The sequence below is a fragment of the Hyphomicrobium sp. B1 genome, assembly GCF_049532635.1.
Lineage (GTDB): Bacteria > Pseudomonadota > Alphaproteobacteria > Rhizobiales > Hyphomicrobiaceae > Hyphomicrobium_B.
On the sequence record NZ_CP134871.1, the window covers coordinates 3,027,929 to 3,053,926 of the forward strand.

A 25,998-nucleotide genomic window follows, 5' to 3' on the forward strand; every position below is an offset into this window, starting at 1 on the left:
AACGGACCGTTCCATGCGTCTTTCGCACTTCTTCATCGATCGGCCCATCTTTGCGGCCGTCGTTTCGATCGTTTTTGTGATCATCGGCGCGGTGTCCGTCAGCCGTTTGCCGATCGCACAGTATCCGGAAATTGCACCGCCCGTCGTCAACGTGACGGGGCAATATCCGGGTGCCAGCGCGAGTATCGTCGCGGCGACGGTCGCAACGCCGCTCGAGCAGCAGATCAACGGTGTCGAGCACATGCTGTACATTTCGTCGAACTCGACGAATGACGGCCGCTTCTCGATTTCGATCACGTTTGATATCGGCACCAACCTCGACATCGCGCAGGTTCAGGTCCAGAACCGCGTGCAGATCGCGCTTCCCCGACTGCCGGCCGACGTGCGAAACATTGGTGTGACGGTCGCGAAAGCGTCGCCCGATCTCATGATGGTCGTGCATTTGTTGTCGCCCGACAACTCCCGCGATACGCTCTTCATCTCGAACTACGCCAACGTCAACGTCATCGACCAGTTGAGCCGTATTCAGGGTGTGGGTTCAGTCACGGTCTTTGGCGGCCGCGATTATTCGATGCGCGTCTGGCTCGATCCCGACAGGCTGCAGTCGCTAAGCTTGACCGCCGACGACGTCGTCACGGCGCTTCGCGGACAGAACGTTCAGGTCGCGGCGGGCGTTCTCAATCAGCCACCTTTGCCAAATCCTGGCGCCTTTCAGATTACGGTGCAGACGTTAGGCCGATTGGTGGATCCGAAAGAGTTCGGAAACATTGTTGTCAAGCAGACATCGAATTCGGTTGTCCGCGTGAAGGATGTCGCGCGGGTCGAGCTTGCGGGTCTCGATTACGGCATCAATTCCTATCTCGATAAGCAGGCCGCTGTCGGTCTTGGCATCTTCCAGCTGCCCGGCTCGAACGCCATCGAGACGGCGAAGAAGATCAAAGACGAGATGGAGGAAATTTCAAAGAATTTCCCGCCGGGCCTCAAGTATACGATCGTCTATAACCCGACCGACTTTATTCAGCAGTCGGTCGATGCCGTCGTTCATACGATCCTCGAAGCCATCGTGCTCGTCGTGATCGTGGTCGTGCTGTTCCTGCAGACGTGGCGCGCGGCGATCATACCGATCGTGGCGATCCCCGTATCCCTTGTCGGCACGTTCTTCCTCATGGCGCTGTTTGGCTTCTCGCTGAACAACCTGTCGCTGTTCGGTCTCGTGCTCGCCATTGGTATCGTCGTCGACGACGCGATCGTCGTCGTCGAGAACGTCGAACGCAACATGTCGAACGGGCTCAGTCCACGCGAAGCCGCATATCGGACGATGGAAGAAGTCGGCACCGCGTTGATCGCCATCGCCCTGGTGCTGAGCGCTGTCTTCGTGCCGTCGGCGTTCATCACAGGCATCTCTGGCCAGTTCTATCGGCAGTTCGCGCTGACGATCGCGGGCGCGACCGTCATCTCGTTGATCGTGTCGTTGACACTGTCGCCCGCGCTTTGCGCTCTCCTGTTGAAGCCGCACGCCGAGCACGAACGCCACAGCATCATCACGTGGCCGATCCGAGCGTTCTTCAATGCGTTCAACTGGAGCTTCGAGAGGCTCTCGCACGGGTACGGCTGGCTCGCTAGCCGCGCCGTTCGTTTCGCGGTGATCATGCTCGTCATCTATGCGGGTCTTATCGCGTTTGGCCTGAACGAGTTCCGCAAGACGCCGGTCGGCTTCATTCCCGATCAGGACGGGGGCTACCTGATTACCGTTGTCCAGCTTCCTCCGGCCGCATCGCTCGAGCGTACCGACGCGGTGAACCGGCGGATCGTCGACATGGCGCTGAAGATTCCCGGCGTCGCCCATTGCGTCAGCCTCGTCGGCTTTTCCGGTGCGACACGCGTCAACGCGTCGAACACCGGTGCCGTCTTCGTGGTGCTGAAAGACTTCGCCGAGCGCGCCAAAGATCCCAAAATGTCGGCGGCGAATATCCGCACCGAACTGCTGAAAAAGTTCTCGGCGATTCAGGAAGGTCTCGTTCTGGTCGTTGCGCCGCCACCTGTTCGCGGTCTCGGCAACGCTGGCGGCTTCCGTATGATGGTCGAAGATCGCAGCGGCGCGGGCTCGCAGGCATTGCAGCAGGCCGTCAATGCGATGATGGCCAAAGCAGCCCAGACGCAAGGCGTCCGGCAGGTCTTCTCGCTGTTTGAGACGGCAACGCCGCAGCTCTTTCTCAACATCGACCGCGTCAAGGCTGAGATGCTCGGCATCAATATTCCGGACGTCTTCTCGGCGTTGCAAACCTATCTGGGATCGCTCTACGTCAACGACTTCAACATCCTGGGACGCACGTTCCGTGTCACTGCGCAGGCTGATGGCGCCTTCCGCCTGACCCCGCAGGATGCGCTAAATATCCGTGTCCGAAACAACAACGGCGATACGGTTCCGCTTGGGTCGTTCGTGACTGTGAGTGACATTTCCGGTCCGTCGCGTGTTCCGCGCTACAACCTCTATCCGGCTGCCGAACTCGATGGTTCGGCGGCGCCCGGCTATTCGCAGGGCCAGGCGATCAGCATCATGGAGAAGATGGCTGATGAAACACTGCCGCCCGGCTTTAGCTACGAATGGACCGATCTCGCCTTCCAGCAGATCCGCGCCGGCAATACGGCGGTGTTCGCTTTCGCGCTCGGCGTCGCGTTCGTGTTCCTTGTGCTGGCCGCGCAGTTTGAAAGCCTGACGCTGCCGCTTGCGGTCATCTTGATCGTGCCGATGAGCTTGATCGCGTCGATCTCCGGCGTCGTCATCCGCGGTATGGACAACAACATCCTCACCCAGGTCGGCTTCATCGTGCTCATAGGTTTGGCGGCAAAGAACGCGATTCTAATCGTAGAGTTTGCTGAGCAACTTGAAGGTCAGGGCCGAAACCGCTTTGAGGCGGCAACGGAAGCCGCACGACTCAGAATGAGGCCGATCATCATGACGTCGCTCGCCTTCATTCTCGGCGTCGTTCCGCTGGTCTGGGCAGTCGGCGCCGGCGCCGAGCTTCGTCAGGCTCTCGGCACGGCGGTGTTTTCGGGCATGATCGGCGTGACGTTCTTCGGCTTGATCTTCACGCCGGTGTTTTACGTCGTCTGTCGTTGGCTCTCTAGTTTGCGCCGCAGCCGGCCGGAGCAGAGCGAATCGCCCGCGCATCCGGCGGAATAAAAATCTCGGCCGGTTCCTCACTGGTGCAAGCCTCGCACATGACGCCGGAGTCAAACTCGACTCCGGCGTTTTTATGCGGCTGAGAGGACCGGGCAGCGACGATGAATAGAAGAGAGCGGCGGCGCGCAGATGCAGTTTCGCGAGCGGCACCGCAGTCCGGTCAAAATGCCGACGTCGCCCGGCATTATCACGACGCAGTGCAATCCTTGAAAGCGGGCCGTCTCGACGAATCGGAGATCGCTCATCGTCGTGTGCTCTCGCTCGTTCCTGAGCATCCGCCGAGCCTCCACCATCTCGGCCTGATCGCCTTCCGGCGCCGCGATCTGGAAGGCGCGGTCGATTTCATTCGCCAAAGCGTCACCGCCAAGCCCGACTATCACGAGGCGTGGCTCAACCTGGCAATCATCCTTGGCGAGCTGAGCCGTTCGAAAGAAGCCATTGAGGCTTGCCGCGAGTGTCTGGCTCTGCAGCCGGGGAACGCGAATGGTCACGCTATTCTCGGCAATCTCTTGCGCGTTGCCAACAACGACGCCGAGGCCATGACGGCCTACCTCAACGCTCTCAACTTAAAACCGAACCAGCCGCTCGTCCTCGCGCGCCTCGGTGAACTTCACTTCAAATCGAACGACCTCGAATCCGCGGCGGCCTATTGCAATCGAGCGTTGACGCTGGACCCGGAACTCAATGAGGCGAAAACTCTCGATCTGCGTCTGTCGACGATGCTCGGCTTGACTGGGACACGCATCGCCGAAATCGAGGCCCAATCAGATTCTAACGAGGAGCGCGCCAGGACGTTCGACCACTTGGCCACGTACCTGCGCGAAAATCGGCGCTTTGAGGAGGCGGCTGATCTCGGCCGTCGTGCAATCGTCGCCAACCCCGCTGTTGCCGATTATCATTTCAATCTGGCGCTGTCGTACGAAGGACTGGGATACCGCCAAGATGCCTTGGCGAGTTATCAAGCGGGTCTCGCGATCGACCCCAATCGGGCAGAGGGGTATGCTTGTGTCGGCATGCTTCTCAGCGGCATGAACATGCACGCTGGCGCCGTTCAGGCGCTGGAGCACGCGATAAAACTCAATCCGATGCTCGCGTATGCATACTACAACCTCGCTATCGTCCAGAAGCAGCGCGAAAATTACGACGAGGCGCGCGCAGCCTTCCAGAAATGCCTTGAATGCGCGCCCGACGAGATCGTCAATCGCTTCGAATACATCAATCTGCGGCGATTGATTTGCGATTGGGATGGCGTGGATGAAGAAGAGCGCGTCTGCCTCGAAATCTTCCGGACGAGAAACGTAAGCATTGCGCCATTCCAGCTGATTGCATTGCGCGCAAAGCCGAGCGATCAACTCAAGGCAGCACAGAGCTACACCAGAACATTCGACGTTCCGCCGTCTTCGCGGTTTACCTCTTATCGCAGCCGCCTCGGGGCCGGGGAGCGCATCCGCGTCGGATTTGTCTCCTGCGATTTCTTCGAGCACGCAACCGCGATGCTTTTCGCCGAGGTGCTGGAGTGGATCGATCGCAGCCGCTTCGAGATCTTTGGCTATTGCCACAGTCCCGAAGACAACAGTGCCACACGCCAGCGCTTGTTGCGGTCGTTCGAGCATCTGAAGAAAATCGGGACGATGCGCAATCGTGACGTGGCGCAGTCGATCCATGATGACGCCATCGACATCCTTGTCGATCTCAAAGGATATACGCGAGATGCGCGCAGCGAGATTTTTGCCTATCGCGCGGCTCCGATCCAGGTGAACTATCTGGGCTATCCAGGCACAATGGGCGCCGAGTTCATCGACTACCTCATCGCCGACGCGATGGTCGCGCCGATGGATGCTCAGGAATTCTACACGGAACAGATCGTCCATCTGCCGCACAGTTATCAGCCGAATGATCGACAGCGCCTAATCTCCGAAGCGCCGATGTCGCGCGCCGACTTCGGATTGCCGGACGACGCGTTCGTGTTCTGCTCCTTTAACAACAGCTACAAACTCAACGCGACGATGTTCGACGTCTGGATGCCGTTGCTGCAAAAGGTGCCGGGATCGGTGCTATGGCTGCTCGTGCCGAATACGACGTGCGCAGAGAATTTGCGCCGCGAGGCCGAGGCGAGGGGCGTCGATCCAACCCGGCTCGTTTTTGCCAAGCGCATGCCAATCGCCGAGCATCTCGCACGCCATCGCTTTGCCGATCTTTTCCTTGATGCGCTGCCCTGTAACGCCCATACGACGACGACAGACGCACTGTGGGCCGGTTTGCCGGTCCTGACGTGTCTCGGCGACACGTTTGCGGGCCGCGTCGCCGCCAGTCTGCTGTCGGCAATAGAGTTGCCCGAGCTGATTACGACCAATCTTGCCGATTACAGCGACCTGGCGCTGGAATTGGCTCAGAACAAAACGAAGATTGGCGCGATCCGTCAGAAGCTCGCGGCGAATAGAGAAAGCACACCGCTTTTCGATCCCGCACGATACACCCGCAATCTCGAAAGATCGTTCGAAATGATGCTAGACATCAAGCGCGCGGGTGACGCGCCACGTCCTTTCACCGTGATCGAGAATGAGGTGGCGCAGATCGCGCCATCTCCGATCAAGATTCCAGCGGAATAGAGCTAAGCTGAAGCAGCGCGTCTATTCGCACAGTGTCAGATGCCGCTTGCGTTCCTTCATGTCGAGGTGAAGGTGATCGCGGTGAGCTTCGTTCGTGTCAGGCCCGAGCACGGTATCGAAAATATCGCAGGCGCCGTCGTGCGCTTGGTGCAGGAAGGCCGACACGGCCTGCTTTTCCTGCTCCGCCTTTAGCTCTTCCGGAGATTTCGCCTTCGCTTTCGGGTCGGCTTTGGATTTCGCGTCGCTCTTGTCTTTCTCATCGCTCTTCTTGGCGATGTCGTGCGCGCCGAGCTTGGAAGCGGCAACCTGGAACTTGGCTTTCTCGGCGGGCGCTGCGGCATCGCTCGCCTTTTGCGCCCGTTTTAATTCTTCCTCCGTCGGACCCCAGTCTTTCGAAATGCGGATGACCTTGCCGTCCGCTAGAACGAAGGCCGAGACGTCGATGGCATTCATCAGGGCGTGCTCGCTGATCGGCGCACGCGCAAGCCCGTAGCGGTTGCGGCACGAGTAAGACCCCGCAATGACGCGCACGATCGATGAACCGAAGGTTTTTTTCGCGGCGGGCTCGAGCTTGTCGGTGACCCACGAGTTGAGCCCTGCGATCATCTGGCAGTTGAGCGTTGCTGCGGGCTCAATTCTGACCTTGCTCTCGCCGACCGCCTTCAGAAGATACGGAGCCGGCGCGCCGCAAATACCTTCGCGGACCGGCGGCAATTCTTCGCTGACGACGGTTATTTTGCCGAGCAGCCGCGTACAATCCTGCTTCGCCGATGCGATCTCGGCCTCGGTCCATTCGGGCGCGCTCTGTTTGCCTGGCGGGACCGGTTTCGCCGAAGCCTCGCTCTGGGCGGGTAGCGTCGGAACTGTCTGGCCCGCATTCGATGACGCCGGCAAATTCGGTCCGGCCGCATCTGCCGCTTTGTCCGTCGGCGCCGCGTCGGCCTTTTTGTCGGCAGGTGGGCTGTCGGCTTGAAGCGTTGGCGCCTTCGGTGATGAGGGAATAATCGGCGGAACATCGACTCGCGCATGCAACTCAAGTGCGGGCGGCGAACTCAGCCGTCCGGCGCGAACGATGGAGAAGCTGTTGGGTTCAAAGAAGGGCAGCAGCAGCAGGCCGAAGAAGACGATGCGCGTGAGCAGAACAGATGAGCGAACCGCAAGTTCATCTGCCTTGACGGCAGCCTTGGAACGGAACGCCAAGGCCAGAGCTAACAATTCCTGTTGCCTGCTCAAGACGGATCCTATTCGCTGAAGCTCCCGAGGGGTCCGATGCGCTTTGAATGCTTAAGTTCGATAGCCCCAAAATTTGACGACAGATGGCCTCAGCCGCGCGCAAAGGCAAAATCTCAGCCCCTTTGAACGAGAGGGCCTTTCGAAACGCTAATAAAGGCGTGAAGTTCCGCCGACGCCGATTATGACCGGGATTTCTTCAAATTCGGTCAACGTGGGCGAGCTGACGCTTTTTGAAATCTCGTGGCGTCATTCCAACCAGGGCTTTAAAGAGCCGTCCGAAATGCGAGACGTCGCCGAACCCCCACGAATAGGCGATGTCGCTGATCTGGCGATGCGCTTGCGCCGGGTCAGCAAGCGCAGCCTGGCACTTTTCGATCCTTTTGCTGAATAATAGGCGTTGAAGGGATGTTTGCTCGGCATCAAGCAATTGATTGGCGTAGCGGACCGAAATGCCGGCAGCGTTGGCCAGGTCTTCGCATGTTGCACTGCAATTCGATAGGTTGTCATCGACGACGGATTTGAGCCGAAGGAGGGAGGCGAGACGTGCCGATGAATGAACGAAATCGTCACCTTCGGAATCCTTCAGCGCGAGTGCGACGAGATCAAGCAGCTGCAGCTTGACCTGCGATTGCGAGGACGCGCTCAGATAGGAAAGCTGGTCGGGCAGCAATTGGGCAAACGTCGAAGCCAGTGCGCCGCCGCCGTGCCGTCCATCGACCCGCCGCGCGGTCCATCGCGCCAGCGGACCGAGTCGCACTTCGCAATCGCGACGCGAGACTTCAATCACGAGGCAGTAAGCATCAGCGGATTGAACGAACGTGCCGAGACGCCCAGCATCGACAATGCAGAGATCGCCATTCTTGAGCTCGGCCTCGCGGCCGTCTTGTGTAATTCGGACACTGCCGCCGAGCTGCACTGCAATGTGCACGACATCGGCAAGCTGGGCCGCCTGGCGCTTGGTGCGCCACGCCGTCATTCCATTGCAGCGAAAAATCGAAATTGCCATGCCGGGCAGCCGCAGATGCCGCAGGTCGCCTTCGAAACGTGTTGGATGGTCTGGCCGCGTCTCGAAAGGCCCAAGTACCTTGCGGCTAGTCTCGAACCAGTATTCGAACCGATCGCGCGGATGAACATCTGATGTGGAAATGGACCATTCTGTCAGCTCGTCCCCGGCTGACTGAGTGGAATCCTCAAGAATGCGCAACATTTTTTTATCCCTGCCCGCTCTCAGATGATACGGGCCGAGGGAGGAACGTCAAACGCAAAGAGAGAGGAACCGCCGATAATTCTACGGATGGAACTATCGGCGGCGTCGGCAGTTATGATGGGTTATTCTTTATGCAGACGCTGCCGTTTCGTCGTGTGCGGACAGGATCGACTTTAGAGTCGAGACAAATTGGCTCGCCTCTGCAGCAGGGACGCCGGCCAGCAATTTCTTTTCGACGCGCGAGTAGAGGCGGTCAGCGCCCGCAATCGCTTTTGCGCCGCGCTTGGAAAGGCGGACGCAGTAGGCGCGACCGTCGAGCGGCGAGCGTTTGCGCTCAAGTAGGCCCTTGCGGATAAGACGGCTTACGATTCCTGCGACCGTAGAACGGTCGATGCCCGTAATCGTGACGAGATCGGTCTGGCTCAGGTTTTCCTGACGGGAGATCGCCGTAAGGATGGCAAGCTGGCGAAGGGTCAGGTCGTTGTCGGCCGTTTCCGTAGAATAAAGCTGCGTTGCGCACTGATCGACGCGCCGAAGAAGATGAATAACCGAGCGCTGAAGATGGGCTGCAGGCTGCTGGCTCATTGTCGAAGTGTCCCTCCATAAGAAAGCGTGCGATTGATCAGCACGCAAATGCTCAGTGGAGAAAACAGTAGTCGGCCTCGGTTTTCTCTACTCATCAGGGCTTGAAAGTCGGATGTGAGGGAGATTGCGGAAAATTTAGGTGAACGTGAACGTGCACAGATTGTTCTGAGCGAGAGAACAAACCCGCATCTAAAACGCGCGTGCTGGCATGCCACACGTGCCTGACGCACAAGGTTCACATTGCGCGTCGGATTTCGCCGAAGGTCGAATTGTTCGCAGACATCAGCCATTCCATTCGCGTCTGCACGTAAAAAATGACAGGGGATTCGCTGCAACACGGCCTGGACTTCGCGCGCCAAATCGCATCCGTGGAATGATACTTTCTGTCGGATGCGCCATCATCCGCCCATAGGCCTGCGCGACACGTGCGGCGACCAGGGGAGGGGGCTTTGGCGACGATCATTGCCGTGCACGGAACGTTTGCGGCGCCGACATCGGCTGATCCGAACGGCGGTCCTATGCCGGAATTGCAGTGGTGGGAAGCGGGTAGCACGTTCGAAAAGGACATGCGCGCCTGCGTCGAGGCGCGGGACGGTGAACTGAATTTCGTTCCATTCTCTTGGGCCGGCGACAACAGCGAAGTCGAACGCCGCGAGGCTGGCGACCGGCTGACGAAAGTCATGCGCGACCTCGAAACCAAGAGCGAGCCCTACTGCATCGTTGGCCATAGCCACGGCGGCTCCATCGTCTCCGACGCATTGCTGAACAACGCCGCCCGCCGCCGTCCGCTCGCCAACCTTAAGCGCTGGATCACTGTCGGCACGCCATTCCTGAAGCTTCGGAAAGAGCTTTGGTTGCTTACCCGTTTGAGCTTGATGCGGAAGGTGATCTTCGTCGCCTCGATGATGCTGCTGATCATGTATCTCGTGTATCTGATCGCAACACAGTTCGACGGCGGACGAACCTTGTTCGGCGGAGTCTTTCCTCGCGTATCAATCTTTACGGGCGTTCTTGCAAGCTTACCGGCCTTGGTCTTTTATGTCGTCCTGCACTGGCTGGACCGCCGCAGTCTGCTCAGCTACCGAAAACGAACGACGAGCCGTGCCCGCATAAATTTCGCCCCGCGATGGTTGCCGCTGTCTCATCCCGATGACGAAGCGATCCAAGGGCTCTCGCTGCTGCCCGACGCCAAACTCGATTTTTTTGATAAATCGTTTGCCGTCTCGTCGATCACGCTCCTGTCCGTCATTGCACTGCCGATCATATATTTTGCCATTCTGCTGTCGCCGGCCAAGATGGTTGGAATCGCGAACTGGATGAAAACCGAGATTTACGACGCCAACGCTTCACCCGAAGCGGAGGCGGCGTTGAAGGATCTTCGCAGCCAGCTGATGGCCGCTTGGCGCGGCGAAGGCGAGGCCGTGAAGACCGAGAGCGGTGCGGTGGTCCCAAAGCCGTCGGATCCGAAGGCTGCGTGGCAGCAATATCGCCAGAAACGCAACGAACTTGAGCAGAAATACCCCAATCTTGACGCTATCGAACGGGGAATGCGCTTCAAGAAACGCTTCTTCGAGAAGAACGGGCAGCCCTGCGAAACGCTCTGCGGAAACGGCGAAGATATCGCGACAAACAGCGGCCTTCTGCTGCACGTCGTCACCGACGAATTATCTTGGGCGCTGGGAACGACAGATCTGCGAGACCCACGGCTGCGCTGGTTTGGTACGATCTTCGTGCCCGCGATTATCGTTCCAGCCATTCTTGGCATTTTGGCTCTCGTTCTTATGGTCGTGATTCAAGGCATCGCGACAGTGGTCAGCGCGGGATTGGCGAAAATCCTGAATGGCATCACGAACTCGGAAGTAAAGCGCGCCGCTTACGGCAACGACACAGACGGCGAGGTTGCTATCGGTGCCCTGGACCGGCCGACGTGGGTCGAAAAATCTCAGCCGCGCCTTCCTGCGGCGGTCGCCGATCTCGTCACCACTTACTCCAATGCCGCCGCAAGTTTGACGATCGCTAAGTTTCGCCACGCGATCGGGCAAATCCGGTTCGCCGTACCGCCGCATACAGCCGATACCGCTATCAGCACGTATTTCACCTGGAAAGAACTGGTGCACGCGTCCTATTTCGACGTGCCCGAATTTCGCAAGCTGATCGCTCAGGCCATCAGCCGTTCGGATGGCTTCGTGGCGAGCGCACGCTTTCGCGCCGATCCGGATTTCGCGCGGACGGCCGAGTGGCTGGATGCCATCGAGAACGCACCCGGCACCACTGAAGAGCCCGCCGATCGCGAGCCGACGCCGGGCGACTCCAAGGCCGTCGCGGCCGTCGTCGGTTCGGCTGTGAAAGCCTCGCCCTAGCTGAACGAGGCCTCGCGCGTCACCACCGCACGGCGCGGCCCATATAGTCGAGATATTTCAGGCCCGGCGTTCCCGACTGAGCGGATATAGTGTCGACGACGCGCGGAATGCTTTCCTCGATACCGAGCGTCGCGTGTGGGCCGCCCATGTCGGTGCGGACCCAGCCCGGCGCAATGATAACGAGAGAGCGGCGGCTGCCCCGTTGCCTGGCCGCGTAGCTGCGCATGAATGTATTGAGCGCCGCCTTGCTGCCGCGATACACCTCCCAGCCGCCGTGCTCGTTATCGGCCACGCTGCCGAGGCCCGACGACATGACGCCGATGGTGCCGGACGGCGAGACGAGCCCATCGAGTGCCTCGATCACACGCATCGGGCTGAGGGCGTTGGTGACCATCACGCGAATAAACTCGTCCGTCGAAACATTGCCGATCGTTTCATCCGGATCGTTAGCAACACCCGCGTTGACGAACAGCAGGTCGAACGTTCTCCCCGCCAGCCGATCACGCAACGCCGCAACTTGATCTTGCGCCACGATATCGACCGTTTCGATTTCGAGCGATCCGGCGTGTCTCGCTTGCAGATCGTGAAGCGCTGTTTTCGTCTGGCCGCGCACGGTCGCAACCACGTGCCAGCCGCGTCGCAGATATTCCTCGGCGAGGGCGAGGCCCAGGCCGCGCGACGCGCCGACAATCAACGCTGAAAGTCTTTTGTCGGACATGGATTGTTTCCTTTCGATAATTCCAATTGCTGAGATCGGTCCCACCCGGAAGCAGTCCCACACCGCGAAACATCGTGCATCCAGAGCGCGGTTGCGAGTGCGGTTGTGTCAAGGGTTTGATGACAAGAAAGAACGGCGACGCAGGCAAAGCGCTCAAAATATCAATGCCAGCTTTATGAATGAAGGCAAAAAAGCCTCTCCGCGTTTCGCCGCGAGCACACTGCTTCCGGAAGCTGCGTGCCATCGGCGCTCAGTTCTTGACGCGCTAGGGCAAGGCTGATTGCTATGCCGCCCGCATAAGCGTTGGAACGTAGGGAATGACGAAAGAGCAGCATGAAATCGAGGGTGAAGGTTCGCAGCGGGAAAGTGGAAATTCTTCCGGCATCAGCAGCCGGTCATTTTCCGCAGCGATATCGGCGCTGGCACTCGCATTCTCGGGTTACAGCCTTTGGGACAGCTCGCTGAAAGCGCCGGATATCAAGATTTTCGTGCCGCCGGTCATTCAATTCAGCGCGCCGTACAACAACAGCAACTTCGAAGTCATCGAAGTTCCCGTCACGCTCCTGAACGACGGCGGCCGGACCGGAACCGTCATGTCGATGGAGTTGGAAGCAACCAACACCAAAACCAATGAAACCAAGCATTTCTACGCTGCCAATTTTGGCCGCTGGTCCATGGAAAAAGCCCGTTCGCTGGCATTCGATGCGTTCGCGCCCATTCCATTGCCGGGCAAGGCGAGCAAGACTGAGACCGTCCTTTTCTTCACCGATGGCGCGAAAGAGAAGCCGGACCAGCTCATTCGCGATCTCGGCGTCTACAAATTCCGCTTGGTTCTCGACAAAGCCGAAGTGAACGATTTCGGTCCGCTCGACAAGTTTTTCCATCGCGGTCCAGCCGAGGTGACGTTCGCTATGGAATTGCGCGATTACGATGCCAGATCATTCAACGTCGGCACATTGCCTCTTTATTCGACGACGGGACGCTCAGCGAAAGGCGGGGACGCACCACCAGAATAGTCGTCCCGGCTATCGGTTGGGGCGTAAGAGGACTAGCGAAGTTCGTTCGTCACCTGATTAAATCGTGTTTTTAGGCCGCCGTGCTGCAATCGCGATTTCCGCAATGGCGACGTCACCGTCCGTCACATAGTGGTTGACGCGTCCGGTCTTCACCTGATCGCCGGCGCGATAGAGCCTTGCGCCCGCGATGGCGCCGCAGCGGGTCAATTCGCTGACGATGAATTCGCGTTCTATGTCGGTATCGGGGTCCGTCGCGTGCGTGATTTGGAAGGTCAGCCGCGTAAGGGAAAATCCCGTGTCGCGTGTACCGGCGCCGATCCAAAGAACGCGCTCCTCTTCGCCGGGACGATCGGTATTGAGCCAAAAGTCGAGCGTATTGGCGTTCGCCTGCGCATAGTCGAGCCCTTGCGCCCAAAAGCGGATGTGATGACGTTTGCGCGGACTGTTATCGATCGCCTTTTGAAAGCCGATATCTTGCCCGCGTCCGAATAAGTACAGCGTGCTGAAAGGCGCCGTCGGATACGGTTCGTTGAGAACGAAGGCCTTCACCATGCGCCACGAGCTTTCCAGCGTCAGACGATCAGCTTCAACCCAACCGGCTGCCGCGAAGGCATCGCGCAGCTGTTGGAATGTCCCGGCCAGCGCCACGTTGATCGGATCGCCCGGAAGGCCATCGCCGGTGATCGTGAAGCTTGGTACATGTCGCGCCCGCTGGATTTTAAGGCCCATCCTGACTGCATTCGGAAGGATGAGATAGGCGCCAATTGCGTAGGCCACGCTCAGCGCCAGGATCGGTGGCAACCGGTGATCGACGAACTTGAAGACGTCGACGATCAGCCAGATGCTCAAAGCGCCGAGGCCAAGAATGGCCACGCGTTGCAAAAGCCGAATTACTCGTCTCACCATGCGCTGCTACAGCCCGGTCGATCGCACAAACCCGACGTTATTAAGAGTGTTTGGATTGGCGTTGCAAAGGAAGTTTGCGCGGGTGGTCGATCGCGCTATGCATCGGCGCCAGCGTCGACGGCGACACAAATTCCCCCTCCAATCGGCGCGCAAAGCGGGTACAAGGCCCCCGTGACCAATGTTTTGATGGCGCGCATTCGGCGCTACCGCACTGTCAGGTTTCTCTGCAATATCAAGCACATAGATTTCCAGTGCAATGAGGTGGCGCGCGTGGGCTATCCCTCGGAAGGTACGCATACGAAAATGTACGCGGTCCTTCGGACTAATCGGTAGGAGAGGCTCAACGCGCCGACGGATTGAAAGCGGTACCCGGCCATGTCCGTATCCTTAGCGGAGGTCGGCTGGTCGACAGTAGAGAAGGATGCCGAGACGGCATTGATCGATGTACGGCTGCGCTATCCGGCATCGAGTTTTCGGCGGATCGCCTCTAGCTCTTCCATGCGCGCCTTCACCTCGGGCCAACGCAGCGCGCTGAGGCGCGCGATCATCGCCTCGATCAGAACCGAGATCGGAGCAAAAGAATCCCAATTGGAATTGACCGCGATCCGCAACGCGAAGACGTGCTCGGCGACGGCAGATAACGGCGACAACCACTCATCCGTGAACAGGATAATCTTCGCTCCGCGAGCAGCCGCTTCCTTTCCCATGCGCACGACGTCATCCTGGTAGCGACGAATGTCAAACAGCAGGTATGTGTCCGACGATGTCACTCCCAGGAGATGCTCCGCCCAGGTCGCCGTCTGGCTGTCAATGATGGTCACGTTCGAGCGCAATTCGCGCAAGTGAAGATACGCCTGCAGCGCAAGGCTTGATGTGAGACGACCGCCCAGGATCGTCACCGGTCGAGCTTCTTGTGCGAGCAAGGCAATGGCACCGTCAAATTCCGAAGGCCGTATCAGGTGCATCGATGCGGCCATCGCGCTCGATACGGATTCCCAGTACTTGGCAAATGGAGGAACCTCCGCCAAATCTCGCGCGTCGGCCGAGAGGACGTCTTTTGTCAGCGGTGATCGGAGACGCGCTTCCAACTCGTCGCGTAGACGTTGCTGAAAATCCGCGTACGCGCCGAACCCGAGCTTAGCAATCAAGCGCAGAACGGTGGGATTGCTCACATCTGCTTGCTTGGCGAACTGCGCCACCGTCTGCAGCCCGGGAACCGGATAGTTGCCCAACAGAATAAGAGCGGCTTTGCGCTCCGTTGGCGTCAGTTGGTCTAACCGCCGGCGGATCATTTCCGCGACAGTGGTGTGAGGCAGGCCGGTCATTAATAGCGCTCCAGGTCGTCCATTGCCTCTGAGCCAAGCCGGGTTCGTGCCAAATAGTACAGCATTCCCGCTCCAAATCGGTGAAATTTCGTGCACGCGCTGGCTCCTAAGAGAGATTCGCGCGCCCATAACTGATCTTAACGTCGATAACCGATTTGGAAAATTTGGTACATATCTCTGTTATTTATGGAACTAAACAACACACATATTGCATAATCTGTTCTATTTGGTACACCGCTTGCAATGGCGTTGACGGAAGGGGCTCGACGGGACGCCCCAAGCTGAAGCAGGGGAAAGCGCATGTATCCGTCTGTAGATGGTAGCACGGCCGCCGCGAAAGTTGCCGACCGGTCGACGTTTGACGTCACCAAACAAGAAGACCTTCATCTTTTGAAACCAAAGGCCGTTGGGCTCGTCGGCGTTCTCTTTCTGACGCTGACGGGAGCCGCCCCAATGACGGCCAGCCTTTTGAACATTCCGATTGTCGTCGGTAACGGCAACGGATACGGCGCGCCCGCGGCGTTCCTAGTTGCGACGGCGATCCTTCTGCTGTTTTCCGTCGGCTACGCAGCAATGGCCTCGAAAGTATCGGCAGTCGGCGGATTCTATTCCTTCATCAGTCACGGTCTCGGACGTGAACTCGGCATGGCCTTTGGATTCTGTGCCGTCGCCGCATACGCGATCTTCGAACCCGCGCTTGCTGGCGGCCTCGCGTATTTCCTGAACCTTAAGCTCACTGAGCTCTTCGGTATCAATGTGCCGTGGGCGCCTCTCGCGGTCGGCATGGTGGTTCTGATTTCGGTGCTGACGTATTTCGAGGTTCAATTATCTGCTGCACTCCTCGGCGTTGCGTTAGTCGCAGAAGTTCTCATTCTTCTGTTCTTCGACCTCGGCATCTTTGCGCATGCTGGTCACGGCGCGACGGTATCGTTATCGGCGCTCAATCCCATCGGCGCCTTTCAAGGTTTCGAACCCGACGGCAAACTGCTGGGCGGCGCCGCTGGTATCGGATTGTTCTTCGCTTTCTGGTCCTGGGTCGGCTTCGAAATGGCTCCGAACTATGCCGAAGAGTCGGTCAATCCGAAAAAGATCGTGCCCATTTCGCTTTACGTGTCCGTCATCTGCCTAGGGGTGTTCTACACGATCACCACTTGGGCCGTGGTCTCATCCTATCCCGACTTCCATTCTTTGATCGACGCCGCGCAGAACAACTCTGCGACGTTCTTTTTCGACCCAGCCACGAAGCTACTCGGGCCGTGGGTGACATCAATTATGAGCTATCTCGTTCTGACGAGTTCGTTCGCCTGCGGCATGGCTTTTCATAACACTGCTGCCCGGTATCTCTATGCGTTGGGTCGCGAGGGCGTGTTTCCGAAGGCATTAGCGCGGACCCACGTCGTTCATAAAACGCCGTATGTCGCGTCCGTCGTCCAATCGGTGATTGCGATCCTCGTCATCGCTGCATTCGCCGTCTTCATCGGTTCCGATGACCCGAAGACCGATGCCTACGCCGGGTTGTTCTCCCTCATGGCGCTGATGGGGACGATCCTCGTGCTCGCCGCTCAGGCCATCGTGTCGCTTGCGGTGATTGTCTACTTCAAGAAAAATCACCCGTCTGAGGCAGGCCGTTGGTCGACGTTTATCGCGCCGACGTTGGCGTTTCTCTCGCAAGCGTTTGCGCTCTATCTTTGCGCAACAAACATGGAGTTCCTTGGTGGCGGCTTTGCGTTCGCGGAATGGATCATCCCGCTCGACATTGCGATCTTTGCAGTAGGCCTCGCGGGGGCATTCTTCATCAAGGCGACCAACCCAATAAAGTTCGAAAAGATCGGCCGGCTCATCTATCAGGGCGTGCCCGACGGGATGCTCGCCTCTGCCGAACACGCGGCAAAACAGCGATGAACTTACGCAACTGGTGGTTTCGGCGCGCGGCGCCGGCCACCGCACGCAATAATCTCGAACTCCAAACTAAGGACAGCATGATGTCGGCCAAGCAGCCTCATTTCATTGAAGACCACGGCCTCTGGAGCGAAGAGCAAAAACTCATGGCCGCCGATCTGATCGCCAGGATCGAACGCGAAAACATCAAGTACATCCGCATCGGCTGGGGTGACCAGCACGGCATCGTGCGCGGCAAGACGGTGACGGCCGCGGAATTTCGCTCAAACCTGAAAAGCGGCAAAGATTTTCAACTCGTCACGGCGATCTTCGATACGACGAACCATCCTATCGTCGCGCCGTTCGGCGATTCCAATAAACTGAACGTTCCCGAGATGATCGGGCTTCCCGACGGTGTGCTCGTGCCTGACCCGTCGACATTTCATGTTCTGCCGTGGGCGCCGGACACCGGCTGGATCCTAAGCGACGCTTATCTTTCGAACGGCACTCCGTGTCCGCTGTCGACGCGCCAAGTTCTGCGCAGCCAGCTTGAGCGTCTCGAGGAAAAAGGCCTTGAGATGGTTGTCGGTCTTGAGTTCGAATTTTACGTTTTCAAGCTCGAAGACCCGAGCCTCCGGCCTGAAGAAAGCGGCTATCCGCCGGAGCCGCCGAAGGTGTCGATGATCTCCCACGGCTACCAGTATCTGACAGAAAATCGCGGAGACGAAATCGACCCGGTTCTTCGTTTGCTGCAGTCCAATCTCGAAGCGCTCGGCCTACCGCTCGCAACCGTCGAAGACGAGTGGGGGCCCGGTCAATGCGAGATAACTTTTAGTCCGATGACTGCCATGAACGCTGCCGACAACGCTCTGCTCTTTCGTTCGGCCGTGAAGCAGATCTGCCGCCGCAACGGCTATCACGCGACGTTCATGGCAAATCCGCAGGTGCCAAATGTTTTTCCCAGCGGTTGGCATATGCATCAGTCCATCCGGCGCATCGCCGACAAAACCAATATGTTCATGGCCGAAGGCACAGAGGGCCCGCTTTCAGCATACGGCATGAATTACGTTGGCGGCTTGCTGCAAAATGCGGCGGCAACCTCTCTCATGACCACGCCGACGATCAACGGCTACAAACGTCAGCGCCCTGATGGTTTCGCGCCGTTCAAGGCGGGCTGGGCACTTGAAAATCGAGGCGCGATGATCCGCGTCATCGGACGGCCAAACGACCCCGCCTCTCGTGTTGAAAACCGCGTCGGCGAGCCGACGGCGAACCCCTACCTCTATATCGCCTCGCAGCTTATCGCCGGACTCGATGGTGTCGACACGCAAAAGGATCCAGGCAAACCGGCTGCTGCTGCTTATCTTGCCGACGCGCCGCTTCTACCACGCAGCCTCATGGATGCTGTGGAAGGCTTTCGCAACAGCGCCGTCATTAGGGACGCAGTCGGCGAAAAATTCTGGAACTATATGATCATGCTTAAAGAGTATGAAGTCGCCCGCTTCCTGGCCGCGGTTACAGACTGGGAGCAGAAAGAGTACTTCGAGATGTACTAGAGCGGCTTAATCATTCAACGCTTAGGGTATCAGGAGAATGCTTTGAAGATCGCCGCTGCTCAGATCAGGCCCGTTTGGCTCGACAAACGCGCGACCGTCGCAAAAGTCATCGACACAATAAAGCTCGCCGCTGCCGAACGGATCGATCTGCTGGCCTTCCCTGAAGCGTTCGTCAGCGGATATCCGTTTTGGTTATGTCGGACGGATGCCGCCGCGTTCGGCGACCCGAAGCAGAGCGAAGCGTATGCGCGCTTTCTCGATGAGTCGATGGAAGCCGATTCCGAAGAGGTGAAAGAAATCGTGGAAGCGGCGCGCGACTATCGCGTGTCCGTCTTTCTCGGTTTTAACGAGCGCGGCAATGGTATTGGTCGAGGCACGCTGTACTGTGCGTTGTTGAAGGTCGATCGCAATCAAGGGCTGTTGGGCGTACATCGCAAGCTCATGCCTACTCACGATGAGCGCTTGTGCTGGGGTGCTGGAGACGCACATGAACTCCGCACGCACCGCATCTCGGGAGTTCAGGTCGGCGGCCTTTGTTGCTGGGAAAACTGGATGCCGATGGCGCGCTTCGCTCTGTACTGCGGCGGCGAGGAGCTGCATATCAGTCTATGGCCCGGCAACGCGGTTGTTGCCGAAGGCATCGTTTCTGCTACAGCGCGCGAAGGCCGCGTCTGGTCGCTGAGCGTCCACGGACTACTCTCCATGAGCGATATTCCCGATGATTTCCCATTCAAATCGCAACTTATCGCGGATGGTCACGACGTGATTTTCAACGGCGGCTCTTCACTTGTGGCGCCGGACGGTACGGTTGTCATACCTCCATCTCCTGGCGTCGAAGGATTGATTTCGCACACCATCGACGTGAAAGAAGTCTACGAGAACCGACAGCTTTTCGACGTGACTGGACACTACTATCGCCCGGATATTTTCGACCTCCACATTCGCAGCGAGCGTTTCGACGCCGCGAAGCTGCGGCGTTGATCGCTAGAAATCTTGCATTTTAATTAGGCTGCCGGTCGAAGATGAGGGTTACCGTCATTCAAAACAGCGCGTATGGCAGCGCCGGTCTCGTCGAGAAATTCATAGCTTCAAAAGGTTGGACGTGTCGGCGCACGCTCTCACCAAAAGATATCGTGACAACCGACCTCGCTGACATCGCAGACGATGTCGTCGTCTTTCTCGGATCGCGCCGCGGCGTCTATGAGACTCATATCCAATGGATTGCACGCGAGCGCGCCTTGATGAAGCGTCTCATCGACAATGCCATTCCCGTCCTCGGGATCTGCTTTGGCGCGCAACTCCTCGCGACCGCCTTGGGTGGCACGGTCAAACCGATTGGGCATAGATACCGTGGCTGGATGGAAAATGCCTTTGCCAGCACGCCGGTGTGGCAGGGGCCCTGGCTTCGTTGGCATGGAGATTTCATTACGTTGCCGGGCGAGATAAAAGTTCTAGCGAGAGATAACGAGACCGTGCAAGCGTTCGAATATGGCAATGCCGTGGGCGTCCAATTTCATCCCGAAGTTTCAAACGCGGTTCTCAAAGACTGGGGCGCCTATCGGCGTTCAATGCCCGAAGAGGACCAGATATCTCTCGCGAAGGCGTTGAACTACGCGGACGACCACGCCTACGAAATCGAAAAACGGGCATTCGAGCTATTCGATAATATTTTTGGGAAGATTGTGGGTCGGAGCTTGGCATGAAGCGGCCCATATCGCTGCTGCAGGTCCACCGCCGCCTTGATGTCCGGTTTTCTCCCCAAAAGGTAGACATCGCTTTTTGAAGCGGCCGGCACCGCCACCGATTGATCCGGATGCGGAATGTTATCCGCAGTTTTTGAATCCAATGATTCCCTATTGTGTCCGAACCAGTTATGAAGGTGTCGACGATGGTCCGACGCGCAGGCCGTCGCGCACTTCCATCAGAACGCGCCCGGCCCAGTTGAGACCAGTGCCGTCAGGGCCGATGCCCCAGAACGGCTCGCTTGGGCAGTCTTCAACCAATTCGGCGTTCCCTGTCGCGAGTAATAGGATCCCCAAGCCCCCGTTCTGCACAAACTTGGCGTAGTCGGCACGACGCATAATGTCGAGTTTCACCTCGTGCCAGTCGGCGCGGGGTTGCTCGCCGTGCTTGCGGAACCATGAGCTCTGCGAAACCCGGCGAGGCGAAGTAGGCGGTGCCGCAAGGCGTTTGGCCAATCCGGGATGAACGGCTGCGCGGATAGCCGCCTTGTATTGCGGATTGGCCGACTTCTGCGCCTGATAATAATGCTCCACCGTGGGCCAGGCTTCGCCGTCAATCACAATGGGGCTTGAATGGAAATGCGAGAGAAAGCGGAACCGCTCACGATCGCGGCCGAAGTAGAGGATGCGATTGTCGAGTGGAACAATGACGCTTGGTCCATCTCCAATCATAGCTACCAGTCATCTCGAAAATTTAAACAGTCATATGGTGGATCCGGCCGACGTCCGCCCCTCGCTATGGCTTCGGCTGCGGGTTGACCTCGGGCTCAGGGTTTAGATATTTGCGGTCGGGTGGCGGAGGCTTGGGAAGGGCTAGGGCATTGTAACCTTGGTTGCCGCACCCCAGGAAGAGGAGCGCGGACAGATCATCGAGCGGGATGTTGAAGGGCCCGGCCTTCCTGCCTTCGGTGAGGTCGAGTTCCAGAACGGCGAACGAGCCCGTGCGCAGACCGGTGTTCAGGTCAGTTCGGTCCACAGTGCAACGCTCGCCGGCGGCGTAGCAGATGAACTTTTTCGTCACTCCGCCCTCAACGGCTAGCGTTCCGCCGACCATATGGCCGCCGCGGGCCATTACCTCGACAACCAGCGGCTCGACCCAGAACGAGTAATATGTCCAGTTGTCGGCATCGACGATATTGCGTGCGACGCTGCATCCGTTCTCTGGCCTGATAGCCCAAGGGCCGTACTTGACGCCGATCTTGCCGTCCGCCGGATAATCTTCTTCTGCCGCGGCCTGTGGTGTGCTGAGGAAGAGGACGCTAGCTATTGCCATAAAGGGAATACGCACGGCTCGACCTTTCAAGTTTTCTAGCATTGCACAGCAAGCGGCGCAGTTTATCCGTCAGCGGCGCACTCCCAATCTGCGTAGATTATCGCGGGCATATGCAAAATTCGGGTCGATGTCCAAGGCTCGGTTTAGATCGGAAATCGCTTGCTTCCTGTTACGGAAATAGGTGAAAAGTACCCCCCGGTTCGCCCAGGTCCAAGCATTCTGCGGATCAACGCGGATTGCTTCGTTATAGTCGGCCATTGCGAGGTCGAGCTGGCGAAGATCGAAATAGATCGTCCCGCGATTGTTATAGGCCGGGCCATAATCGCGGTTCGCACGCAGCGCATAAGTGTAGAAGTCAATAGCTTTGCGCTTGTCTCCCGTCTTTTCGGCGATAAACCCGGTCAGAAAGTTCGCATCCGCTTGATCGGGATCAAGCTCCAAGGATTGAGCAAGGTCCTTTGATGCCGGTTCGTACTTTGTCGCCGTGGAGCAAGACGGAGGTCGCGGAAGCATCGCCTTGCACGTGTCTCCTTCCTCGTTTGCGATTTGCACGCTTGTCCTCGCGCGCATGTAATAGGCTAAGGCCTTCGATTTATTGTCGGCGGATTGAGACATTTCGACAAGCTTGTCGAAGACCGGGAGAGCTGCACGATACTCACCCTTGTAGAAAAGGGCCTCGCCCTGATCGTACGTGCTCTGGAGTTCAGAAGAGCTAGGGGACGAATTTGAAGGAGTTGGTTGCGGGCTCGGTGCGGGGGAGGGCGTCGGCGCGGCTGGCGCGGGCTCTGGCTCTGGTTTGGCTGACGGCTCCGGAGTAGGCGGCGGTGCCGCCGGAGTTTGAGTTGGAGTTGGATTGGGTGACGGCTCCGGAGTAGACGTTGGTACTGCAGGGGTCGGCGTCGGAGTGGGCAACGGCTCCGGCGCGGGCTTGGATGGAGGAGGAGACGGCGGTTCAGGCGTTGCCGGCGCCTTCTCGTTCTGGACCGGCTTGACCTGCGGTTCCGGGTCTGGCGCGGGCGGAAAAGGGTCGGGCAAGAGGCCCGCTGCCCAAGCCGACGCTAAGGCGGCAACGATTCCGGTGCTGAAGATCAGTAGGCGCAACTTCCGACCCGCCGGCAGCGAACTCGCCGCCACGTAGGCACCATCGGCAGCTAGCTGTGTGGATGCGGGCGCCGCATCTGCTGTCGACGCGCAGGATGGGCACTGACTGTGGGCATCGGCGTCGTAGATGTGACCTTCGACGCAGCGAACGAGCCGTGTGCTCATTTTTTATTCCAAACAAAAACTGACTACGTCCACGCAATATTGCAGCAGCAAAAGCTGCAGCACAGCAGATCTAGCCAGATTTTACAACGTCTTCGAGCGAAGACCCTGGCGACCTAAAGATCCGTATTTTCCTGGCGAATTTGTTGCCCGGCGTGTCAGCTTTTTGACGTAAATTGTTGCCGCTACTGCCGTTTGATCTGCGAAACGAGTGGCAACGACAGATCCGGGGGAACTCGACCACCGGACGGATCAAGCATTTGGAACAGCGGATTGTTTGGGCGGATCGTTTGCAGAAGCTGCTCCTGGACGATTGCGCTAGGGACGGGGTTCGTTTCAAAGAAATCACGCGGGGTGCTGGATTGGTGATCAATCAGAAGTTTGATCAGCGCCTTCGCGGCGTCTACGGGCATGCGTCGTTCGGCAACGAGACGGCTGACCTGAAGCGCCGATGCGGGGTCGCAGCCACCGGCTTTCGCTTCGTCCAGGAGAAGTTGGGCCGCCTTCTCATCTTCTGGCCGGTTAGCGAGTTTAATGCCGGCCTTTTCCAGCGCGCGGCGGGCGGCGGTCGCGTCGAAATGGGCTGAGATCGTCAGAAACTGAGCGAAATCGATCACGCTGTCGGGGGCGGCAGCGGCGCGCAGACTGTCGATATAAGACGCACGCTCATCGGCTGTTGCAGTACGGGTCCCAGGAGAAATGCTTGCAGACAGCAGCCTGATCCATTTCGAGATGTCGGAGAATGATATCTGTTTGTCTGCGTATTTCTGGCCCAAGTCTTTGAGCATCGTATTGCCGGGTGAAGCGAAATCGGTCCCGGATGTCCTTACATCTCTCGCGGCGACGATCGTCGAGGTCACGGCGCCTGAAAACCGATCAACGATCGCTTGCGCGAAAGCATCCTTGGCGCCCGGATCGTCAAGGCCACACGTCATCTTCTCGCAATGGGATGCCGCAATCGTTTTTTGGAAATCCTCAAGCTCGGCAGCGGATACGTCGACAGGTGCGAGCGAACCACGTTCGCCACTCTTAAGGCGGACGAGCAATGCGTAGGGTTCACGGTCTGAAACCTTGCCGCTGACAAAGGTCGTCGGCTTCGTATCGCCGTCGAGACGGGCCGACCAGGAGGCCGTGAGGTCGCAGACCATATCGCCGCCGGGGAGAGGGTTCAGCAACTTCACATAAACCGTTAGCAGCTCGTCGACGTTGAGCTCATTGATCATGTAAGTGATGGTCCCGGAGGTTGGTTGTCCTGAGGGGCCAGCGCTGGTCCGGTTTGTTACCTCCGTTTGCACCTTATCGGTCTCGAAGAATGGTTTTTGCGCGGTACGGTCGGGCGGCGGATTCACAGACCCGTTCTTGCGTGGCAAGTTGCTAGTAATGTAGAGATTGAGTGAAGGCGCCGTGCATCCGCGCCAATCGAGACGCACGATGTTCCAGTAGACGGCCTCGGGTTTCTGGTTGCGCTTCAGCAGCTCGATCTCGGCGAGCAGCTTGGCGATCTCCACCTTCAAAGCGGTGATCTCCTTCTCCTGCGCAACCAACAGCTCTTCAAGTCGCTTCACCTGCGACGTGAGCTGATCGACCTGGATCTTCAATTGGTGGATGTTGAGCAGAGCCTCTTCGAGCTGCCGCGTTGCCTCATCAAGCTCATCCAGAAGGGCGTCGATCTCCTCATCGGTGAGCCGCCCCTTCTTCAGCTTGTCTTGAGCCTCCTGAAGCTTCTTTTTGGCTTGGTCTACCTGTTCAGTGGCTTCATCTGCCGTGCGCTGGGCCACCGGGTCGCTAGTATAATAGGGCATCAGCACAATCATGAGCACGAGGAACGCGCCCATGGCTTTGGTGATCACCGCCATCATGGCGATCTCGCTGCCACCTGCCGTGTCGCGCCGTATCCGTCTCATCGCGCCTGTCCCGTCCGCGTTGGTCTCATCATGTGCGCGGTACGTAGATACGGTTGATGAGATTCTTCAGACAGTATTGTGCGGCATCGTTCAGCGCGCTTTCTTCCATCTTCTGGACGGCGTGCTGGAAGAAGACCAATACTGTACTGACCAGGAGCGCGACGAGCGTCGTGTAAAACGAGACCGCAAGGCCGCCGGTCACACGGCCGATGTCGATCTTTCTCGGGTCGATGAACTCCAGCGCGACCGCGATGCCGACAATCGTGCCGATGAAGCCGATAGTCGGGATCAACCAAGCGATATAGCGGACATTCTGATAGCGCAGGTCGACGCGATGCGTGAGTAAGTCGAGGCTGCTCTGCATGATCGAAACCGCCTGGTCGACCGAGTGGCTAGCCTGCAGTTGCGTTGTCGTGATGTCTATCAGGTAGGGAAGGAAGCCGTTGTCGCCGTCGTAGAGTTTCGACACCTTGCGGCGGATCGGGCCGAGGTCGCTGACCTGCAACACGGATGAATCGTCTTCGGGCAAGAAACCGCAGCTCAGGAACGCACTCTCGGCGCTGGCGGACCGCCAGCGGATGTAGAGGTCGGCGAGACCGGCGGCGAAGATGAGATACGTCATGTTTTGAATGGTGAAGGGGTAGGGAAAGATGCTGCCCTTGTGATGATCGAGCACCAACGCCGCCGCGACCGAGTTATAAGGCAGCGCAAAGCTCAAAATTCCGATGATCAGCACGGCCATTAGCAGTGCCGTTGCGTAGACCATCGCTGAATTCAAGCGGCCGTTTCTGCCGCGCGCGAAGGTCGAGCTCTTCGAGAGGACCGGCGTCTCTGTTTGCATGCGATCTGGTCTCAGTTGTTGGAGAGACTAAAGAGGCAACGTCATAAAATCCGTTTTCAGAGCGTCTTTTAGTTGAGCTGTGTCGGAAGTCCGTTGTCAACCGGCTCTACCCACGGCGGTTTCAATGGAGCAAGAGTAATCGCTCCGCTGACGTGCATCCGCCGGGCGCATTCTGCTAATAGGTGTGATGATAGATGGGCGAGTTCGGCTGATGCTCGAGTACTATTCCTGAATCGCCCCTAATGGCCCTTCGCGTATCAGCTGACGAAACGTCCAAATCTCGTTTAGAGATGTTCAGCCCTCTGCACTATGCGCCAATACCAGGGGCGCCTAGAGGGCTGCGAGCCTCGCGAAGTACACATTCTTTGCGCCGAACGAAGCCGGACCTGATTTTTTCC

20 protein-coding genes are annotated in these 25,998 nt (G+C 58.2%); 9 read left to right on the top strand and 11 right to left on the bottom strand.

Features of this window, described 5'->3' with window-relative positions; all coding sequences use genetic code 11:
* The first annotated feature begins 13 nt into the window (after positions 1-13).
* Positions 14-3,184, top strand: a complete 3,171-nt coding sequence (locus RLW55_RS14505; protein WP_409560078.1) for an efflux RND transporter permease subunit — start codon at positions 14-16, stop codon at positions 3,182-3,184.
* A gap of 101 nt (positions 3,185-3,285) precedes the next feature.
* Positions 3,286-5,793 carry a tetratricopeptide repeat protein gene (locus RLW55_RS14510; RefSeq protein WP_423414548.1) on the top strand — a complete coding sequence of 836 codons (2,508 nt, stop codon included), beginning with the start codon at positions 3,286-3,288 and terminating at the stop codon, positions 5,791-5,793.
* Between the two features lie 21 nt (positions 5,794-5,814).
* On the opposite strand, the gene RLW55_RS14515 is transcribed toward RLW55_RS14510, so the two are convergent.
* From RLW55_RS14515 to RLW55_RS14525, 3 genes are all read right to left on the bottom strand, one after another.
* Positions 5,815-7,026, bottom strand: coding sequence for an extensin family protein (locus tag RLW55_RS14515; protein ID WP_423414549.1), 1,212 nt, complete (start codon positions 7,024-7,026; stop codon positions 5,815-5,817).
* A gap of 196 nt (positions 7,027-7,222) precedes the next feature.
* Positions 7,223-8,233: a helix-turn-helix domain-containing protein gene (locus RLW55_RS14520; protein WP_409560075.1), complete on the bottom strand. Its 1,011-nt coding sequence runs from the start codon at positions 8,231-8,233 to the stop codon at positions 7,223-7,225.
* 129 nt (positions 8,234-8,362) lie between these two features.
* Positions 8,363-8,818, bottom strand: a complete 456-nt coding sequence (locus RLW55_RS14525; RefSeq protein ID WP_013947952.1) for a MarR family winged helix-turn-helix transcriptional regulator — start codon at positions 8,816-8,818, stop codon at positions 8,363-8,365.
* A 449-nt stretch (positions 8,819-9,267) separates the two neighbouring features.
* Here RLW55_RS14525 and RLW55_RS14530 point away from each other — a divergent pair, with 449 nt between their 5' ends.
* Positions 9,268-11,178: a hypothetical protein gene (locus tag RLW55_RS14530; protein ID WP_423414550.1), complete on the top strand. Its 1,911-nt coding sequence runs from the start codon at positions 9,268-9,270 to the stop codon at positions 11,176-11,178.
* Between the two features lie 19 nt (positions 11,179-11,197).
* Here the strand turns inward: RLW55_RS14530 and RLW55_RS14535 are convergent, their stop codons facing one another.
* Positions 11,198-11,896, bottom strand: coding sequence for an SDR family NAD(P)-dependent oxidoreductase (locus RLW55_RS14535; protein WP_414462855.1), 699 nt, complete (start codon positions 11,894-11,896; stop codon positions 11,198-11,200).
* A gap of 317 nt (positions 11,897-12,213) precedes the next feature.
* Here RLW55_RS14535 and RLW55_RS14540 point away from each other — a divergent pair, with 317 nt between their 5' ends.
* On the top strand, positions 12,214-12,912 hold the full coding sequence (locus RLW55_RS14540) for a hypothetical protein (RefSeq protein ID WP_423414551.1): 699 nt from the start codon (positions 12,214-12,216) through the stop codon (positions 12,910-12,912).
* Between the two features lie 57 nt (positions 12,913-12,969).
* On the opposite strand, the gene RLW55_RS14545 is transcribed toward RLW55_RS14540, so the two are convergent.
* Together RLW55_RS14545 and RLW55_RS14550 are read right to left on the bottom strand one after the other, a co-directional pair.
* Positions 12,970-13,818 (bottom strand): LssY C-terminal domain-containing protein, encoded by an 849-nt coding sequence (locus RLW55_RS14545; protein ID WP_423414552.1) that lies wholly within the window; start codon positions 13,816-13,818, stop codon positions 12,970-12,972.
* 455 nt (positions 13,819-14,273) lie between these two features.
* Positions 14,274-15,143: a MurR/RpiR family transcriptional regulator gene (locus RLW55_RS14550; RefSeq protein WP_414462852.1), complete on the bottom strand. Its 870-nt coding sequence runs from the start codon at positions 15,141-15,143 to the stop codon at positions 14,274-14,276.
* Positions 15,144-15,443: 300 nt separating this feature from the next.
* On the opposite strand from RLW55_RS14550, the gene RLW55_RS14555 reads away from it, so the two are divergent.
* Genes RLW55_RS14555 through RLW55_RS14570 form a run of 4 tightly spaced genes read left to right on the top strand, consistent with a single transcriptional unit; the run spans position 15,444 to position 20,280 of the window.
* Positions 15,444-17,045, top strand: a complete 1,602-nt coding sequence (locus tag RLW55_RS14555; RefSeq protein WP_423414553.1) for an APC family permease — start codon at positions 15,444-15,446, stop codon at positions 17,043-17,045.
* A complete protein-coding gene (locus RLW55_RS14560; RefSeq protein ID WP_423414554.1) occupies positions 17,042-18,577 on the top strand; it encodes a glutamine synthetase family protein in 1,536 nt (511 codons plus the stop codon). Before RLW55_RS14555 ends, RLW55_RS14560 begins: the two co-directional genes overlap by 4 nt.
* 42 nt (positions 18,578-18,619) lie before the next feature.
* Entirely contained in the window at positions 18,620-19,558 is a 939-nt protein-coding gene (locus RLW55_RS14565; protein ID WP_423414555.1) for a carbon-nitrogen hydrolase family protein, read from the top strand.
* 41 nt (positions 19,559-19,599) lie between these two features.
* A complete protein-coding gene (locus tag RLW55_RS14570) occupies positions 19,600-20,280 on the top strand; it encodes a type 1 glutamine amidotransferase (protein WP_423414556.1) in 681 nt (226 codons plus the stop codon).
* 168 nt (positions 20,281-20,448) lie between these two features.
* On the opposite strand, the gene RLW55_RS14575 is transcribed toward RLW55_RS14570, so the two are convergent.
* From RLW55_RS14575 to RLW55_RS14585, 3 genes are all read right to left on the bottom strand, one after another.
* The gene (locus RLW55_RS14575) at positions 20,449-20,991 is read right to left on the bottom strand and encodes an NADAR family protein (protein WP_423414557.1); all 543 of its coding nucleotides are present in this window, start codon (positions 20,989-20,991) and stop codon (positions 20,449-20,451) included.
* A 64-nt stretch (positions 20,992-21,055) separates the two neighbouring features.
* Complete coding sequence (locus tag RLW55_RS14580) at positions 21,056-21,607, bottom strand: hypothetical protein (protein WP_414462847.1); 552 nt, start codon at positions 21,605-21,607, stop codon at positions 21,056-21,058.
* Positions 21,608-21,661: 54 nt separating this feature from the next.
* Entirely contained in the window at positions 21,662-22,207 is a 546-nt protein-coding gene (locus tag RLW55_RS14585; protein WP_423414558.1) for a tetratricopeptide repeat protein, read from the bottom strand.
* A 289-nt stretch (positions 22,208-22,496) separates the two neighbouring features.
* Here RLW55_RS14585 and RLW55_RS14590 point away from each other — a divergent pair, with 289 nt between their 5' ends.
* Positions 22,497-22,730 (top strand): hypothetical protein, encoded by a 234-nt coding sequence (locus RLW55_RS14590; RefSeq protein ID WP_423414559.1) that lies wholly within the window; start codon positions 22,497-22,499, stop codon positions 22,728-22,730.
* A 310-nt stretch (positions 22,731-23,040) separates the two neighbouring features.
* On the opposite strand, the gene RLW55_RS14595 is transcribed toward RLW55_RS14590, so the two are convergent.
* Both RLW55_RS14595 and RLW55_RS14600 read right to left on the bottom strand, forming a co-directional pair.
* Positions 23,041-24,759, bottom strand: coding sequence for a hypothetical protein (locus RLW55_RS14595; RefSeq protein WP_423414560.1), 1,719 nt, complete (start codon positions 24,757-24,759; stop codon positions 23,041-23,043).
* 28 nt (positions 24,760-24,787) lie between these two features.
* Positions 24,788-25,600, bottom strand: a complete 813-nt coding sequence (locus RLW55_RS14600) for a MotA/TolQ/ExbB proton channel family protein (RefSeq protein ID WP_409560061.1) — start codon at positions 25,598-25,600, stop codon at positions 24,788-24,790.
* Positions 25,601-25,998 lie beyond the last annotated feature (398 nt).

Coding starts and splice junctions, on each gene's coding strand:
- RLW55_RS14540 (WP_423414551.1), top strand. CDS start 12,214: ATGACGAAAGAGCAGCATGAAATCGAGGGTGAAGGTTCGCAGCGGGAA.
- RLW55_RS14520 (WP_409560075.1), bottom strand. CDS start 8,233: ATGTTGCGCATTCTTGAGGATTCCACTCAGTCAGCCGGGGACGAGCTG.
- RLW55_RS14545 (WP_423414552.1), bottom strand. CDS start 13,818: ATGGTGAGACGAGTAATTCGGCTTTTGCAACGCGTGGCCATTCTTGGC.
- RLW55_RS14525 (WP_013947952.1), bottom strand. CDS start 8,818: ATGAGCCAGCAGCCTGCAGCCCATCTTCAGCGCTCGGTTATTCATCTT.
- RLW55_RS14575 (WP_423414557.1), bottom strand. CDS start 20,991: ATGATTGGAGATGGACCAAGCGTCATTGTTCCACTCGACAATCGCATC.
- RLW55_RS14560 (WP_423414554.1), top strand. CDS start 17,042: ATGAACTTACGCAACTGGTGGTTTCGGCGCGCGGCGCCGGCCACCGCA.
- RLW55_RS14535 (WP_414462855.1), bottom strand. CDS start 11,896: ATGTCCGACAAAAGACTTTCAGCGTTGATTGTCGGCGCGTCGCGCGGC.
- RLW55_RS14600 (WP_409560061.1), bottom strand. CDS start 25,600: ATGCAAACAGAGACGCCGGTCCTCTCGAAGAGCTCGACCTTCGCGCGC.
- RLW55_RS14550 (WP_414462852.1), bottom strand. CDS start 15,143: ATGACCGGCCTGCCTCACACCACTGTCGCGGAAATGATCCGCCGGCGG.
- RLW55_RS14585 (WP_423414558.1), bottom strand. CDS start 22,207: ATGTCTCAATCCGCCGACAATAAATCGAAGGCCTTAGCCTATTACATG.
- RLW55_RS14505 (WP_409560078.1), top strand. CDS start 14: ATGCGTCTTTCGCACTTCTTCATCGATCGGCCCATCTTTGCGGCCGTC.
- RLW55_RS14510 (WP_423414548.1), top strand. CDS start 3,286: ATGAATAGAAGAGAGCGGCGGCGCGCAGATGCAGTTTCGCGAGCGGCA.
- RLW55_RS14595 (WP_423414560.1), bottom strand. CDS start 24,759: ATGAGACGGATACGGCGCGACACGGCAGGTGGCAGCGAGATCGCCATG.
- RLW55_RS14570 (WP_423414556.1), top strand. CDS start 19,600: ATGAGGGTTACCGTCATTCAAAACAGCGCGTATGGCAGCGCCGGTCTC.
- RLW55_RS14555 (WP_423414553.1), top strand. CDS start 15,444: ATGTATCCGTCTGTAGATGGTAGCACGGCCGCCGCGAAAGTTGCCGAC.